Raw genomic sequence first — 15165 nt, forward strand, 5'->3', positions numbered from 1 at the left:
GGAGCCGAACATGACTGAGCGTCGATTAGCCACAGTGGCAGTGCGTCAGGGGATAGAGAGCGATACTCAGCACGGTGCCGTGGTGCCGCCCATCTATCTGTCGACCAACTATGCCTTCGACGGTCACACCAATCCCAGAGAGTTCGATTACAGCCGCTCGGGTAACCCGACCCGCTGTATCCTGGGTGAAGCCCTGGCCAAGCTGGAGCATGGCAGTACCGGCATAGTGACCTGCACCGGCATGGCGGCCATCACCCTGGTGACCAGCCTGCTCGGCCCTGACGATCTCCTGGTGGTGCCCCACGACTGCTACGGCGGCAGTTACCGCCTGTTCACCAACCTGGCGAACAAGGGGGCGTTCAAATTGATCGTGGTCGATCAGGGGGATGAAGCCGCATTGGCCCAGGCCATAGCACAGAAACCCAAGTTGGTCTGGCTGGAGACTCCATCGAATCCGCTGCTGCGGGTGGTCGATATCGCCAGCATCGCCAGTGCCAGCCATGAGGTCGGTGCCCTGGTGCTGGTGGACAACACCTTCCTGTCTCCGGTGTTGCAGCAGCCGTTGTTGCTCGGCGCCGACCTGGTGCTCCATTCCACCACCAAGTATATCAATGGTCACAGCGACGTGGTCGGCGGCGCCGTGGTGGCCAAGGACCCGGAAGTCGGCGAGCGCCTGCATTGGTGGTCCAACACCCTGGGGTTGACGGGCTCGGCCTTCGACAGCTACCTGACCCTGAGGGGGCTGCGCACCCTGGCGGTGCGTATCCGTGAACATCAACGCAATGCCCAGCGCATCGTCGAGCTGCTGCAGGCCAGCGAACAGGTGAGCCGGGTTTACTACCCAGGGATCGCCAGCCATCCGGGCCATGCCATAGCCGCCAGGCAGCAACTGGGTTTCGGTGCCATGCTGAGCTTCGAGCTCGCAGGCGGCGAGGCCGAACTGGTGGCCTTCCTCGGGGCACTCGAGCTGTTTTCCGTGGCCGAGAGCCTGGGTGGGGTCGAGAGCCTGGTGGCTGTGCCTGCCACCATGACCCACAGGGCGATGGCGCCAGAGGCGCGTTGCGACGCCGGCATCAAGGACACCCTGCTGCGGCTGTCCGTCGGTATCGAAGATGGCGACGATCTCTTGGCCGATATCAGTGCCGGCCTGGCGGCCGTCGCCGCCTGTCGCCGGTAACACTAAGTTAAAAAGTTGATTAAGGAGTAACCCATGGCGCGTTGTCATTTGCACAAATTTGGCGGCTCCAGTCTGGCCGACGCAGATTGCTACCGCCGGGTGGTGCATATCTTGCTGACCCATGGCCACAGCGACGATCTCGTGGTGGTATCCGCCGCGGGCAAGAGCACCAATTTCCTCTATAAATTGCTGGCGCTGCGCGACGACGGTCAGCTATGGCAGGAAGAGCTGCAGCAGCTGATAGCCTATCAGCAGAATCTGATAGAACAGCTGTTATCCAACGAGCATGCCAGGGAACTGCGTGAGCGCCTGGCGACCGATAAGGCTCAGCTGATCAGCCTGTTGTCGCTGGAGCTGCGCAACGACTACCAGCTCAACCAGGTGGTGAGCTTCGGTGAGCGCTGGTCGGCACGCCTGATGGCGGCGCTGCTGCGCGAATCGGGTGTGGCCGCCTCCCATGTGGATGCCTGTGGCCTGCTGATCGCCGACGAGGGCGCCGTGCCCAAGATCCGGGTGGCCGACTCCAGGGACAGGCTGCAGGCCTTGCTGGCCGCCCATCCCAACGAGCGCCTGGTGATCACGGGTTTCATCTGCGCCAATACCCGGGGTGACACCTTGCTGCTGGGGCGCAACGGCTCCGACTTCAGCGCCACCCTGATCGCCAGCCTGGCCGACATAGAGAGGGTGACCATATGGACGGATGTGGAAGGGGTGTTCAACGCAGATCCCAACAAGATCAACGATGCCAAGCTGCTTGCCAGCATGTCGCTGGCCGAAGCCGATCGCCTGGCCCGCCTGGGCTCGCCTGTGTTGCATTCCCGTACCCTGCAGCCATTGTTTGACACCCGCGTCAGCCTGGCGGTGCGCTCCAGCTATGCATCACACACGGACTTTACCCTGATAGCACCACAGAGCTCATCGGCCAGTGCCCCTGTGGTGACCAGCCTGAGTAGCGTTTCACTGTTCAATTTCAAGCTGGGTCATGAATTGGGCGAGCTGTTGTTGTTGCTCGAGCAAGCCGGTTTGATGCCCCTGGCCCATTGGTCACTGGCGCAGCAAAGGGTCGAATTGGCCTTCACCCAGGAGAATGAGAAGCAGGTGTCGGCCCTGTTGCAGACCCTGGCGGCCGAACTCGCACTCGAAGATCTCAGGGTCGACAATCAGCTGGGGCTGGTGGCGCTGGTGAGCGCCGATGCGGCGAACTTCAGACGCAGCTTCGCCCGGTTGCTGAGCCGCGATGCCAGGCCCCTGTATTCGGGGGATTCCAGCCTGGTGACCCTGGTGCCCCAGGCACAGGTGAACCTCCTGACCCAGAAGGTACACCGCCGCTGCGCCGGTCCGAGAATGCGCATAGGGGTAGTGCTGCTCGGTGTCGGCAACATAGGTCAGGCCTGGATAGACTTGTTCGGCCGTGCGGCCGCAGGACTCAGTAACGAACTCGAGGCCAGCGTCGAACTCCTCGGCCTGGTCGGCTCGAAAAGAGCGCTGCTCTGTGACACAGGCATAGATGCCGCCAATTGGCGCCCAGACTTCGAGGCAAACGCCTGTGCCTGGCAATACGATCGACTCCTGGAACAACTGCAAGGGCTCGACTGTGATGAGCTGGTGGCATTGGATATCAGCGCCAGCGCCAGTTTGACCCTGCAGTATCCCGAGTTCTTCGCTCGCGGCATTCACCTGGTCAGCGCCAACAAGCTGGCCGGCTCGGGTCCCTTGGCCTTCTATCGAGAATTGAAACAACAGCTGGGCAACAGACGCTTATTCTGGCGCTATAACGCCAGCTGTGGTGCGGGCCTGCCCATTCAGCATGCGCTCAACGACTTGCATAACAGCGGTGACAAGATCCAGGCCGTCGGTGGCATCTTCTCCGGCACCCTTTGCTGGTTGTTCGAAAACTATGATGGCAGCAAGCCGTTCTCGGAACTGGTGCTTGAGGCCAAGGGCCTGGGGATCACAGAGCCGGATCCCAGGGACGATCTCTCGGGGCGGGACATGCAGCGCAAGTTGCTGATCCTCGCCCGCGAAATAGGTCTGGAGCTGGAATTGGCGGATATCCAGCTCAATTCCCTGGTACCTGAGGCGCTCGCCGGCTTGCCGCTGGAGCAGTTTGTCGCCCGCATCGACGAGCTGGATACGGATATGTTGCAGCAGTTTGCCGCCGCAGCCGAGCAAAACAAGGTGCTCAGGTATGTCGCCTCGCTCGACAGCCTGGACGCTGAGCTCAAGGCAGAGGTCGGCCTGCAGTGGGTGGACAGGCATCACCCCTATGCCAACCTGACCCCTGGCGACAACGTGTTCGTGATCCGCAGCGCCTTCTATCAGGGCAATCCGCTGATCATCCGCGGTCCGGGCGCCGGTCGTGAGGTCACGGCCGCCGCGGTGCAGTCGGATCTGGCGCAGATCTGCCGCGATCTGTTACTGGAATGACGTCTTAGGCTCGGCAAGATTTCACGGCAGGAGGGGCTCATTCGAGCCCTTTTTTATTGTCTGGTTTTCCCCATGCTGAAAATGATCCCATGAGGGCATATTTTGACTTGACTTAACTCTCAGTTTCTCTAGTATGTGGACATATAGACGTCTAAACGTCCGTTAAGAATAACATTACAGGTTTCGAGGGAGCACACATGGCTTTTCACCACGCACAACATTCACATTCGCTGAACCAGAGTCTGTCTGAGCTCAATGGCGACATCAATGTGTCCTTCGAATTCTTCCCGCCCTCGAGCCCTGAAATGGAACAGATACTCTGGAACTCGGTGCGCCGGCTGGAGCCGCTCAATCCCAAGTTTGTGTCCGTCACCTACGGCGCCAATTCCGGGGTGCGTGACCGTACCCACGGCGTGATAGAGCGCATCCAGAATGAGACCAAGCTGGTGGCGGCGCCGCATCTGACCCTGGTGGATGCCAGCGACGAGGAACTACTGGAGCTGGCCAAGCATTACTGGCATTCCGGGGTGCGTGACATAGTGGCGCTGCGCGGTGACTTGCCGGCGGGCAGCCCCAAGCCGACCCGTTTCGCCGCCGATCTGGTGCGTCTGCTGCGCAGCGTGGCCGACTTCGACATCTCGGTTGCCGCCTATCCGGAGGTGCATCCGGATGCCGCCAATGCCCAGGCGGATCTGATCAACCTCAAGCGCAAGATAGACGCGGGTGCCAGCCGGGCCATCACCCAGTTCTTCTTCGACGTCGAGTCCTACCTGAGGTTCCGCGATCGCTGCGTCGCCGCCGGCATAGACGTGGAGATAGTGCCAGGCATCTTGCCTGTGACCAACTTCGCCCAGCTGAAACGTTTCGCCGGCATGACCAATGTGTCGCTGCCGAGCTGGCTGCACCAGCAATTCGAGGGGCTGGAAAATGATGCCGCCACCCGCCAGCTGGTCGGTGCCAACGTGGCGATCGACATGGTGAAGGTGCTGTCCCGCGAAGGGGTCAAGGATTTCCACTTCTATACCCTCAACCGCGCCGAGCTGACCTACGCCATCTGCCATACTTTGGGTGTCAGGCCCAAGGCCTGATCCGTCCAGCACAGTTTTCCCCAATAGAGCGCCGGCATAGCCGGCGTTTTTTATGCCTGCTTGCCTGGATTTCCCGTCACTCAAATTTTTTATGCCTTAATTGCCAGGTTTTCCGGCGGCTTAGCCCTGGGATGTCGGCCGGTGAGGGCAAGATTTTCATCCCGGCTATTTACTTAGCCTGCTAACTAACTATAATGCTTAGCAGGCTAAGTAAATTGGGTGTGCTGATGAAAACCGAACTTGAGAGGTTGAGAGAGTTGTCGCTGGCGGAGCGTCTGGGACGCCTGCACAGGCTGTGGTGCAACGTGGCCTGCATGGAATTGCAGCCCATGGGCCTGACCTATTCGCGCTGGACCGCGCTGTGGAAGCTGGTGCGCCTGGGGGATAACCTGAGCCAGAAGGTGCTCGCCGAGGCGCTGGAGATCGAAGTGGCCTCGCTGATGCGCACCCTGGGACAGCTGGAGCAGCAGGGCCTGGTGAGCCGGCATGCCTGCACCCAGGACAAGCGCGCGCGGATCGTCAGCCTCACCCCGGCCGGACACGCACTGGTGGCGCAGGTGGAGGCCCACATAATGCAGGTCAGAAGGGAATTGTTGCAGGGAATAAGCGAGACAGAGTTGAGCGAATTCGAGCGGATCATCGGCCTCATCAGCGACAACGCCTGTGCCAAACTGGCGACCGCCGGTGCCACGCCCAAGCAAGACAGTCAGTAGCAGACATAAGTGAGACACGAGATGACACCGGATCAACATTTTTCCCGTTTAGTTAAATCGGCCATGCTGGGCTTCGCCCTGGTTTTTGGCTATTTTTTGTTTGCCGACACCGCCATGCCGCTGACGCCCCAGGCGATGGCCACCCGGGTAGTGACCAAGGTGACTCCTCAGGTGAGCGGTAAGATCCTGGCCATAGGCGTAGCCAACAACCAGAGTGTGACCAAGGGCGAGCTGCTGTTCCGGATAGACCCGGCACCGTTCGAATTGGCGCTGGAACAGGCCAAGCTGGCATTGGAGCAGGCGCGCCAGGACAATGCCGAGCTGGATGCGGCCCTGCTGGCGGCCGAGGCCGAGGTGAAGGCCAACACCAGCATAGCGGCGCAGAAACGCAGCGAGGCCAAGCGTCTGAATGCCTTGTTCGCCAGCCATGGGGTATCGCAGCAACTCAGGGATCAGGCCGACAGCGATGCGGCCTCGGCGCACGCCCAGCTACTCGCCGCCAAGGCCAGGGTCGACAAGCTGAGAGTCAGCCGCGGCAGCGAGGGAGAAGGCAACCTCAAGTTGCGTCAGGCCGGCAACATGCTGGCCAAGGCGCAGCTGAACCTCAGCTATACCCGGGTGCGCGCCGATCAGGACGGCATAGTCACCAACCTGCAGCTCGAAGTCGGCAGCTTCGCCACCCAGGGCCAGCCGCTGCTGGCGCTGGTATCGGACAAGCTGGATATCATCGCCGATTTTCGTGAGAAGAGCCTGCGCAACCTGGCGGCGGATTCCCGGGCGCTGATCGCCTTCGACAGCGAGCCTGGCCGCCTGTATCCCGCCGGGGTGATAAGTCAGGATGCCGGCGTGAGTGCCGGTCAGTTCGATGCCAACGGCCGACTGGCCTCGCCGGTGGAATCGGATCGCTGGGTGCGTGATGCCCAGCGCTTGCGGCTGCACCTGCAGCTGGAGCAGGAATTGGATCACCGGCTGCCGGCGGGAGCCAGGGCAACGGTACAGCTGCTGCCCGACAACGGCGTCACCCGTGCCTTGGCCTGGGCGCAGATCAAGGCCATCAGCCTGCTGCACTATATCTACTAAGCCGCGGAGCCCAGCATGCTATTGAACCATATCCCATTGACCGCCAATGACGTGCGCCAGTGTCTGCGGATCGCCGGTGGCGCCACGACCGGCTTCCTGCTGAGCAAGCTGTTCGGCCTGAACTACGGGGTATTCTTCACCGTGTTTCCCATGTTGCTGCTGGGGCTGGTGCCCAGAGTGAGTGCCCATGTGATACGGCAGATGTTGCTGTCTTCGCTGGTGTCCGGGCTGGAGGTCGGCCTGCTGGGTGGCCTGTTCGGCGATCAGCCGGGGATCATGACCCCGTTGGTGTTCGTGCTCTTCCTCTACCGCTTTGCCGCCATGTCCAGGGGCAGCCTGTTCCTGTTCGGGGCCAGTGGGGTACTGAACCTGAGCATAATGCTGCATTTTTCCAGTTACCCCCAGGTCGATCTTAATACCCTGATAGTCACCAATTTCGGCGCCACCTTGCTGTCTGTGCTGCTGGCATTGTTGATGACGGTCCTGTGGCCGGATGTCACGCCCAGGACGCCTCCCAAGCCAGGCCTCAAGGCGCCACACCGCATGCGCCATGAGGCCCTGCTCGGTGCCGGGGTCGCGACCCTGTCCTACCTGGTGTTCCAGGTGCTGGATCTCAGCGATTCCTTATCGGCGCTGGCGACCACAGTGCTGTTGCTGTTTCCCATGCACTGGAACGGCGCCCTGGGTTATGCCCGCAAGCGCGCCATGGGCACGGTGCTCGGGGTTACCCTAGGCCTGCTGGTGCAGTTCATCCTCTATGATTGGTCCGGGCTGTTGCTCCTGATAGTGCCGCTGCTGTGGATAGGCTTCATGCTCTGTTCCCTGGCCCATGTGAAGGAGGCCAGCGGCTCGGGTGTCGGCTTCGGCGCCATGACCACCCTGGGTATCCTCTTCGGCCAATACCTGGCACCGGGCAAGGATTTCATCTTCAGCGCCTTCTACCGGGTCGGCAGCATCTCGGTGGCGATCGTCGCCACCCTGCTGGCCTGTTATCTGTTGCATAAACTCCTCAACAGCTTCGAGGCGACCCGCTTCGGCTAGGCCGGACGCTTGTCGTGACTGTCACCGGAGGGATATGATGACGGTCAGCCGGGCAGGGATCAGGCAAGAGGAGGATAGACAGATGCAAAAGATTCACCCGTTACACAAGGCCAGTTGCCACTGCGGCGCCGTGGTGTTGGCGCTGAGTCTGCCCCATGGGCTGGTCAAGCTGCGCCGCTGCAATTGCTCCATGTGCCGCCGGCGCGGGGCGATCGTCGCCTCCGTGCCGCTGGCAGATCTCAAGATACTCAAGGGGGAGGACAAGCTGAGTCTGTATCGCTTCAACACCCGCACGGCCAAACATTTCTTCTGCTCCGTCTGTGGCATCTATACCCATCATCAACGCAGATCCGAACCGGGCGAATATGCCTTCAACGTGGCCTGCCTCGAGGGCGTGGATCCCTATGAGTTGGGGGAGATTCCCCTGCTCGATGGCGTCAATCATCCGAGCGACAGGCAAACAGAATGACGGGCACAGGAGAGGCCGCCATGCCGCTTAAGGAACGAGACAGCGGGGCCAAGTTTTGCCCCTTATGTCGCCAGGCGAATCACTGTGCCGTGCTGGCGGGTCGGGGGATTGAGGATTGCTGGTGCGCGCAGCAGACATTTCCGCCCCTGGCCGATGCCGTCAAGCCGGTCGATGCCGGCGCCTGCATCTGTGAAGCTTGCCTGAGGCGGCTGCGACAGGAAGCCGCCTCAGGCTATAAGCGCCTGGATTGACAGGGCTTAGGCCTAGAATTAGCGCTTAGAGTTCAGAGCCCCGGGGTTTGAGAGGCCGGCGTTGGCCGGCCGCGGCGCCAATCCCACAACAACACCAGTCCCAGCGCCAGCAAGCCGGCGATGCGTACCAAGGGTTGTTCGACCAACATGCTGCCTGCGATGGCCAGCAAGAACAGGCGAATGCCTGGCTTGAGGCCATTGACCAGCCGCCCCTCTATGCCACAGGCGAAGGCGACGATCAGCCCCATGGTGGCCAGGATCGCCAGGCCGAACTCCATTCCAGTTTCTTCGGCCCGCCACAAGAGGCCCGAGTAGGCCATCATCAGCGGAATGATGAAGAAGCCGAAGGCCAGCTTGAAGGCCTGCACCGCAGACTTCATCGGCGAGGCACCGGCGATACCGGCGCCGGCGAAGGCCGCCAGGGCTATCGGCGGGGTGACGTTGGACGTCTGCGACAGCCAGAAGACGATGAGGTGGGCGGTGAGGATCGGCAGGCCAAATTCATTCAGTGCCGGCACCGCCATCACAGACAGGACTATGTAGGCCGCGGTCACCGGCAGGCCCATGCCCAGTACCACAGCGGCCAGGGCGATCAGTATGAAGGCCCCCCAGAGATAGCCGCCGGACAGGGCCAGCAGCGCCTGGGTGAATTGCAGTCCTATGCCGGTCTGACCTACCACTCCTACCACTATCCCAGCGGTGGCACAGGCGGCACTGATGGGCAAGATCATCAGCGCGCCGCCCCGCAGGCCGGACAGGAGTGCCGCCCCCGATACCCAGGTCTTGCGCCGGCTGAATGCCGCCACCACTATCGCCAGGCAGCCCGCCAGCCCCACAAATACCGGCGAATAGCTCAGCAGCAGCAGGGCGGTGATCAGCACCAGTGGCACCAGATAATGCCAGCCTTGGCGTACCACTGCGCCTATCTTCTCCACCTGGGTCATGCCTTCGAGGCCGAGCTTGCAGGCCATCAGATGCACATAGAGCAAGGTGCAGAAGAAATACAGCAATGCCGGGGCGATGGACACCAGGAGGATCTCCGCATAGGGCAGGCCGGTGAACTGCGCCATCACGAAGGCGCCGGCCCCCATCACAGGCGGCATTATCTGGCCCCCAGTGGAGGCCGCGGCTTCTATGCCGGCCGCCTGCTCAGGTTTATAGCCCAGCTTTTTCATCATGGGTATGGTCAGTGCGCCTGTGGTGACGGTATTGGCGATCGCCGAGCCGGAGATGGAGCCCAGTGCCGCCGAGGCCAGCACAGAGGCCTTGGCCGGGCCGCCGCGATACTTGCCTGCGATGGCGAAGGCACAGTCGATGAAGAACTGGCCGGCCCCGGTGACCTGCAGCAGGGCGCCGAACATCACGAACACGAACACCACCCCGGCCGAGATGGCCAGCGGCGCACCGAACACCCCGTTGGTGGAGAAGATGTGGAAGCGGATCACCTCCTGCAGCTCGAAACCCTTGCTGGCAAATTGCTCCGGCAGCACATCGCCATACAAGGTATAGGCGAGAAAGAGTATGGCGATGGCACTCATGATCCCCCCCACGGTTCTGCGGGTGGCCTCCAGCAGCAAGCAGAGCAACAGGGCGCCGCTATAGAGGTCGATGGAGGTCAGCCCGTCCATCAGGAAGCTGAGATCGTCATAGTCGAAGCTGGACAGCACATAGCCGGCCCAGACGCTGGCGCAGACGCAGAGGAAGTCCAGCCCGCGCCCCAAGTGATATATCGGCTTGGGCGCCGTCTTGGCAAAGCTGGGGCTGACCAGGAAGATCAGCACCAGCACCCAGCTCAGGTGCAGGGGTAAGAACACGGGCGCCGACAACTCGGCCGCCAGACCATGCCAGATCTGAAACAGGGTGAGGCCGATGGCGATGGCGCCTATCAGATAATCGAAACCGCCAAGTTTGGCGGTTGGGGGGGCTTGATGTTCCATCCGGGCTATTGGCCCTTCATCTTGGTGAGGAAGGCCTGGCTGCTGGCATGGAGCGGCACGCCCTGCAGCTTGTCCATGTTGTCGACCGTGGCGTTTTTGGCGTCGGCTATCACCTTGCTTATCTTGTCCATGTTGCCGAAGGCGGTTTCCAGCATCTGGGTGGCCAGCGCCGGATCCAGATCTTTCTTCACCACCAAGACATTCCATACCGCGGGGGCGGTAAATGCCGTGACCTTGCTATAGGTCTCGGCGGGGATCTCCATGCCGCTGTAGGCGGGCAGGGCGGCATGCACCTTGGCCAGCTCGGCTTGGCTGAAGGAGAGGATGCGGATATCCCGGGTCAGCGCCAGTTCGGTGATGGCACCGACGCCGGCACTGCCTATGATGACACCCGCGTCTATCTGACCATTGGCGAGGGCATTGGTGGTGGCCGTGTAGTTCAGGCTCTGGGCCTTGAAGTCGCCCTGGTGAATACCCAGTGCCTCGAGGATCGCCGTAGAGCCGACCCGGGTGCCCGAGCCGGGGGCACCAACGGAGATCTTTTTGCCTTTCAGATCCGCTATGGTGTTAATGCTTGAGTCGGCCGGCACGATAAATTGCACTACGTTGGGATAGAGGGCGAAGAGCACGGCCACATCCAGTGGCTTGCGAAACGGCGCCTGTCCCTGGATGGCGGACGCGACCGAGTCGCCCATGGCTATGCCAACCAGTTGTTGTCCTGAGGAGACCTTGATGATGTTTTCCACCGAGGCGGCCGTGACTTCGGCGCGCATGTTGAAATTCTCTATGTTGTCGCTCCACACCTTGGCCAGCATGCCGCCAAGCGGATAATAGGTGCCACTCTGGCTGCCCGTGCCTATGCTGTAGTTGGCGGCGCCTGCGGGCAGGCTGATGGCGAGCGACAGGGCCAGGAGGGTGCGTTTGAGTCTTGAGGTCATGATCTAGTCCTTTAATTTTTATATGCCAGTGTATTGCTAACCTGGTCGGAGCGCTGTGAGACTTTAGTGGAAGAGTCAGCATAACCCCAGTCATCATTCACGTCGAGATCAACAGCCTGGTGCTTAAGCTGGGGCTGCGCCGCGGCGCCGAATTGCCGGGTTGATTCAGTTAAGCCTGGCATAAGCTTGCACCTGCAGGCTAAGCTTAACTGGCGCTGCAGAAGATGAACCGCAGCCCAATGGCATACACTGCAGAGCAAGGCAGAAACAACAGACAAAGTAACCCGGGAATACCAGAGTGAGCCAAGTGCAAAATGATTTTAAGCTGACAGACATACGTGCGGTGATCTTCGATCTCGACGGTACCCTGGCGCATTCCAACCCGGATTTCGCCGGCCTGAGGCGTGAGCTGGGGATCGCCTCGGGCACGGATATCCTGGCCCATCTGCATGAGCTGAGGGATCCCGGGGAACGCCAACGGGCCCAGGCGCTGGTGCATGAGTATGAGATGGCCAGCTCGGCGGCGGCCAGCTGGGTTGCCGGCGCCAGGGAGCTGATCTGTTATCTGCAGCAGCTGGACATGCCGCTGGCGATCCTGACCCGTAACATGCGGGCGGCGGCGCAGCTGACTATCGACAAGCTTGGGATAGAAATAACCACGGTGCTGACCCGTGACGATGCCAGGGCCAAACCTGCGCCCGACGGCCTGCACAGGATCTGCGATCTATGGCAGATCCCGGCGGCGCAGGTGCTCTACATAGGTGACTATATTTATGATCTGCAAACGGCGCGCAATGCCGGTGCCAGGAGTGGCCTCTATTGCCCGGATGCCTTGCCGGATTACGCTTCTCAGGCCGATCTGCTGATCCCCTGTTACCATGAATTGATCTGCGCCTGGCCCAACGAGCGCACTTGATCCTAGGCAATAAATCCGAGCCAATAAAAAAGGAGCCATAGGCTCCTTTTTTATCGGCGACAGCCTGGGCTGTCGTGGTTGTGATTAACCGTTATCGCGTGGTTTGCGCGGCTTGCGCTCACCCAGTGGCTTGTCGCCGCGAGGCTTGCGATCACCCATGGGCTTGTCGCTGCGGGGACGACGCGGTGCGCTACGGCCGGCATCCGGCAGTACCTGATCGCCCACTTCACGTATGTTCAGTGGCTTGCCACAGACGCGTACCTTCCTCAGGTGTTGCAGCACTTCCTTCGGCATGCCGTCCGGCAGGTCGACGGTCGTCATCTGATCGTACAGTTGGATCTGGCCTATGTAGCGGCTGTCTATGTTGGCTTCGTTGGCGATGGCGCCAACTATGTTGCCCACACCCACACCATTTTCACGACCCACATCTATGACGAAACGGCACATCTTCATGTCCGGGTTGTCTTTGAGTGCTTCGGCACTGCCGAAGCTGGTCGGTGATGGACGGGCGTCACGACGTGGGCGTTCGCCTCTCTCGCTGCGCTCACTGCGTTCACGTGGTGCACGTTCATCACGGCTGTCACGGGCACGTTCATGGATAGAAGGCAATTGCAGTGGGCGTTCCTGCTGAACCTGATGCAGCAGGGCCGCGGCCAGCAGATCTGTGTCCACTTCCAGCTGGTTGCATAGCTGGGCAACCGCATTCTTCATGAATTCCAAATCGCCACTGATGGTCTGGGCGATCTGCTCGCCAAGACGTGACAGGCGGCGTTCGGCAACGGTTTCCGGCGTTGGAATGGCCATGGGCGAGATGCGGCTGTTGGTGGCACGTTCTATGGTGCGCAGCATACGCATCTCACGGTTGGTCACGAACAGTATCGCCATACCTGTACGGCCGGCACGACCGGTACGACCGATCCTGTGAACGTAGGCTTCTGAATCATAAGGGATATCATAGTTAACTACGTGACCTATACGCTCAACGTCCAGACCGCGGGCGGCGACGTCTGTGGCGATCAATATGTCCAGCTTGCCGCGTTTCAGCTGATCTACCGCGCGCTCACGGGCCTGCTGGTTCATGTCACCGTGCAGGGGGGATGAGGCATAACCACGGGCTTCCAGTTTCTCGGCCAGCTCGACACAAGAGTTACGGGTACGCACGAAGATGATGATGCCTTCGGTGTTTTCCACTTCCAGTACCCGTACCAGGGCTTCGAGTTTGTTGTGCTGAGAAACCTGCACGAAACGTTGCTCGATAGAGTCGACCGTGGTGTGACTGGCGGCGATGCTGATGTTGACCGGCTTGTTAAGGTGTTGATTGGCAACACGCTTGATCTGTTCCGGCATGGTGGCAGAGAAGAGGGCCAGTTGGCGCTCGCTCGGTGTATGCTCGAGGATCCATTCGATGTCGTCGATGAAGCCCATTTTCAGCATTTCATCGGCTTCGTCCAGCACCAGGGCTTTCAGGGAATCCAGCTTCAGGGTGCCGCGACGCATGTGGTCCATGACGCGACCCGGTGTGCCTACTATGACTTGAGGACCACGTTTCAGGGCATTCAGCTGTTGCTGCATGCTTTGGCCACCATAGATAGGCAGCACGTGGAAGCCTTTCATGAATTTGGCGTAGCTGGCGAAAGCCTCGGCAACCTGCACCGCCAGTTCGCGGGTGGGTGCCAGGACTAAAATCTGTGGCGTCGTCTGGCTGGTGACCTTGTTTAATAAGGGTAATGCGAAGGCACCGGTCTTACCCGTACCTGTTTGTGCCTGACCTATGATGTCCTGGCCTGCCATGAGGGGATCGATACTGGCAGATTGAATAGGCGTTGGTTTTTCATAACCTAGCTCGTCGAGAGCACGCAACAAGTTCTCGGACAGGCCGAGTTCGCGGAAAGTTCTTTCATTGGATGACATTGGGTTGTAGCCTTGTGGATGCGCACGGAGTTGCGCTTAAGTTTCACAGACAGAAAATCAACCCCGTGTCGATTTCCCGCACCGAAAACGCCAGATTATAGCAGCATCACTCCGCCTTTACCAATCACAGTCGCTATTTTTATCCCAAATAGGGGCTAAAATACAGCAAGAACCGCGCCACTTAAGGCAGATTTGTTAAAAATTCTCGATTTATCTGAATTAATTCAAATGCCGACTCGGTCACTGCGCCGAGGAAAGGCAGATCTATTTTATCCGGGGTATCGTCCGGCGTGTGGTAATAGGCATGGGGCGGCACCCCAAAATACAGCCAGGGAATACCGGCCCGGTGGAAGGGATAATGATCCGAGGCCCGCAACCAGTCGACCCGCTCGACGCTGCGGCCTATAGCTCTGGGGTGACTGAGTCTGATGCAGAGGCCATTGGCGGCCGACAGCCGTGGTCGGAAACGCGCGAACTGGTTGAAATTGCGACTGCCTTCCAGGTAGATGCCATAGGGATGGCTGGGGTGGCCTATCATGTCGAGATTGACCATCAGCTCAAATTTCGCCTTCGGCAGTCTCTGCTTGAGCTGCTCGACCAGGGCCCGGCTGCCATATAAGCCTGGCTCCTCGGCATCGGTCGCCACGAACATCAGGTTGGTGTCTGTCATGGCGCCGCTCGCCTGTCTGAGGTGCCGCGCTCTTGCGGCCAATTGCAGCAGGGCGGCGACGCCCGAGGCGTTGTCGTCTGCGCCGTGATATATCCGCGTCCCTTGCCCGCCCAGGTGATCATAGTGGGCCACCAGGATACGCCAGTGCCGGCTCGGCACCCCGGCCGGAAGCAGGCCAACCAGATTCACCCCCTGGCGCTCGCTGAAACCTGCCTCATAGCTGAAGGGGACGGCGAACTCTGGCTGCCAGGGTTGCAGGCCTATGTCGGCGAAGCGTTGACTCAGATATGCCCGGGTCAGGGCCGCGCCCTGGGTGCCCGTCTTGCGCCCCGCCAGCTCGTCACTGGTCAGCACCCTGATATCGGCTTCCAGTTGCGGCAGATCCGCCCAGACCTGCGTCGGGCGAGCGCTGCAACTTGGTTGCACATGGGCGCAGCCCAGGAGTTGTCCCAGGAATAGGGTGAGGAGCAAGGCGCGATACATAGGCATTCTCGGCTGCAACCAAGGAGTCATTGAACCGACAATAACACAGCTGCCCAGGGAGAGT

Annotated in this window: 13 protein-coding genes; 9 read left to right on the forward strand and 4 right to left on the reverse strand. The window is 60.4% G+C overall.

Annotated elements, in window-relative coordinates:
* Positions 1 to 10: 10 nt before the first annotated feature.
* The 8 genes from metB to HC757_RS12075 all read left to right on the forward strand — a co-directional run bounded on the left by metB (position 11) and on the right by HC757_RS12075 (position 8246).
* A complete protein-coding gene (gene metB / locus HC757_RS12040) occupies positions 11 to 1177 on the forward strand; it encodes a cystathionine gamma-synthase (RefSeq protein WP_169564624.1) in 1167 nt (388 codons plus the stop codon).
* Positions 1178 to 1210: 33 nt separating this feature from the next.
* Positions 1211 to 3604: a bifunctional aspartate kinase/homoserine dehydrogenase II gene (locus HC757_RS12045; protein ID WP_169564625.1), complete on the forward strand. Its 2394-nt coding sequence runs from the start codon at positions 1211 to 1213 to the stop codon at positions 3602 to 3604.
* Between the two features lie 197 nt (positions 3605 to 3801).
* Positions 3802 to 4692, forward strand: a complete 891-nt coding sequence (gene metF, locus HC757_RS12050; protein WP_169564626.1) for a methylenetetrahydrofolate reductase — start codon at positions 3802 to 3804, stop codon at positions 4690 to 4692.
* 227 nt (positions 4693 to 4919) lie between these two features.
* Complete coding sequence (locus HC757_RS12055; protein WP_169564627.1) at positions 4920 to 5405, forward strand: MarR family transcriptional regulator; 486 nt, start codon at positions 4920 to 4922, stop codon at positions 5403 to 5405.
* 21 nt (positions 5406 to 5426) lie between these two features.
* Positions 5427 to 6485 carry an HlyD family secretion protein gene (locus HC757_RS12060; protein ID WP_169564628.1) on the forward strand — a complete coding sequence of 353 codons (1059 nt, stop codon included), beginning with the start codon at positions 5427 to 5429 and terminating at the stop codon, positions 6483 to 6485.
* 15 nt (positions 6486 to 6500) lie between these two features.
* Positions 6501 to 7526, forward strand: coding sequence for a DUF2955 domain-containing protein (locus HC757_RS12065; protein ID WP_169564629.1), 1026 nt, complete (start codon positions 6501 to 6503; stop codon positions 7524 to 7526).
* Between the two features lie 82 nt (positions 7527 to 7608).
* Entirely contained in the window at positions 7609 to 7995 is a 387-nt protein-coding gene (locus tag HC757_RS12070; protein ID WP_169564630.1) for a GFA family protein, read from the forward strand.
* Positions 7992 to 8246 (forward strand): cysteine-rich CWC family protein, encoded by a 255-nt coding sequence (locus HC757_RS12075; protein WP_244623489.1) that lies wholly within the window; start codon positions 7992 to 7994, stop codon positions 8244 to 8246. The genes HC757_RS12070 and HC757_RS12075 overlap by 4 nt, the downstream gene beginning before the upstream one ends.
* A 32-nt stretch (positions 8247 to 8278) precedes the next feature.
* Here the strand turns inward: HC757_RS12075 and HC757_RS12080 are convergent, their stop codons facing one another.
* Together HC757_RS12080 and HC757_RS12085 are read right to left on the reverse strand one after the other, a co-directional pair.
* The gene (locus tag HC757_RS12080; protein WP_169564631.1) at positions 8279 to 10183 is read right to left on the reverse strand and encodes a TRAP transporter permease; all 1905 of its coding nucleotides are present in this window, start codon (positions 10181 to 10183) and stop codon (positions 8279 to 8281) included.
* A gap of 5 nt (positions 10184 to 10188) precedes the next feature.
* Positions 10189 to 11121: a TAXI family TRAP transporter solute-binding subunit gene (locus HC757_RS12085; protein ID WP_169564632.1), complete on the reverse strand. Its 933-nt coding sequence runs from the start codon at positions 11119 to 11121 to the stop codon at positions 10189 to 10191.
* A gap of 298 nt (positions 11122 to 11419) precedes the next feature.
* Between HC757_RS12085 and HC757_RS12090 the strand changes: the two genes are divergently transcribed.
* Positions 11420 to 12037, forward strand: coding sequence for an HAD-IA family hydrolase (locus HC757_RS12090; RefSeq protein ID WP_169564633.1), 618 nt, complete (start codon positions 11420 to 11422; stop codon positions 12035 to 12037).
* An 84-nt stretch (positions 12038 to 12121) separates the two neighbouring features.
* Here HC757_RS12090 and HC757_RS12095 read toward each other — a convergent pair whose 3' ends face one another.
* Positions 12122 to 13948, reverse strand: coding sequence for a DEAD/DEAH box helicase (locus HC757_RS12095; protein WP_169564634.1), 1827 nt, complete (start codon positions 13946 to 13948; stop codon positions 12122 to 12124).
* Between the two features lie 181 nt (positions 13949 to 14129).
* Complete coding sequence (locus HC757_RS12100; protein WP_169564730.1) at positions 14130 to 15107, reverse strand: M28 family peptidase; 978 nt, start codon at positions 15105 to 15107, stop codon at positions 14130 to 14132.
* Between the last annotated feature and the right edge of the window lie 58 nt (positions 15108 to 15165).

The sequence above is a fragment of the Shewanella salipaludis genome (genome assembly GCF_012911865.1).
Classification (GTDB): domain Bacteria; phylum Pseudomonadota; class Gammaproteobacteria; order Enterobacterales; family Shewanellaceae; genus Shewanella; species Shewanella salipaludis.

Coding starts and splice junctions, on each gene's coding strand:
- HC757_RS12085 (WP_169564632.1), bottom strand. CDS start 11,121: ATGACCTCAAGACTCAAACGCACCCTCCTGGCCCTGTCGCTCGCCATC.
- HC757_RS12075 (WP_244623489.1), top strand. CDS start 7,992: ATGACGGGCACAGGAGAGGCCGCCATGCCGCTTAAGGAACGAGACAGC.
- HC757_RS12060 (WP_169564628.1), top strand. CDS start 5,427: ATGACACCGGATCAACATTTTTCCCGTTTAGTTAAATCGGCCATGCTG.
- HC757_RS12095 (WP_169564634.1), bottom strand. CDS start 13,948: ATGTCATCCAATGAAAGAACTTTCCGCGAACTCGGCCTGTCCGAGAAC.
- metB (WP_169564624.1), top strand. CDS start 11: ATGACTGAGCGTCGATTAGCCACAGTGGCAGTGCGTCAGGGGATAGAG.
- HC757_RS12055 (WP_169564627.1), top strand. CDS start 4,920: ATGAAAACCGAACTTGAGAGGTTGAGAGAGTTGTCGCTGGCGGAGCGT.
- HC757_RS12070 (WP_169564630.1), top strand. CDS start 7,609: ATGCAAAAGATTCACCCGTTACACAAGGCCAGTTGCCACTGCGGCGCC.
- metF (WP_169564626.1), top strand. CDS start 3,802: ATGGCTTTTCACCACGCACAACATTCACATTCGCTGAACCAGAGTCTG.
- HC757_RS12045 (WP_169564625.1), top strand. CDS start 1,211: ATGGCGCGTTGTCATTTGCACAAATTTGGCGGCTCCAGTCTGGCCGAC.
- HC757_RS12100 (WP_169564730.1), bottom strand. CDS start 15,107: ATGCCTATGTATCGCGCCTTGCTCCTCACCCTATTCCTGGGACAACTC.
- HC757_RS12080 (WP_169564631.1), bottom strand. CDS start 10,183: ATGGAACATCAAGCCCCCCCAACCGCCAAACTTGGCGGTTTCGATTAT.
- HC757_RS12065 (WP_169564629.1), top strand. CDS start 6,501: ATGCTATTGAACCATATCCCATTGACCGCCAATGACGTGCGCCAGTGT.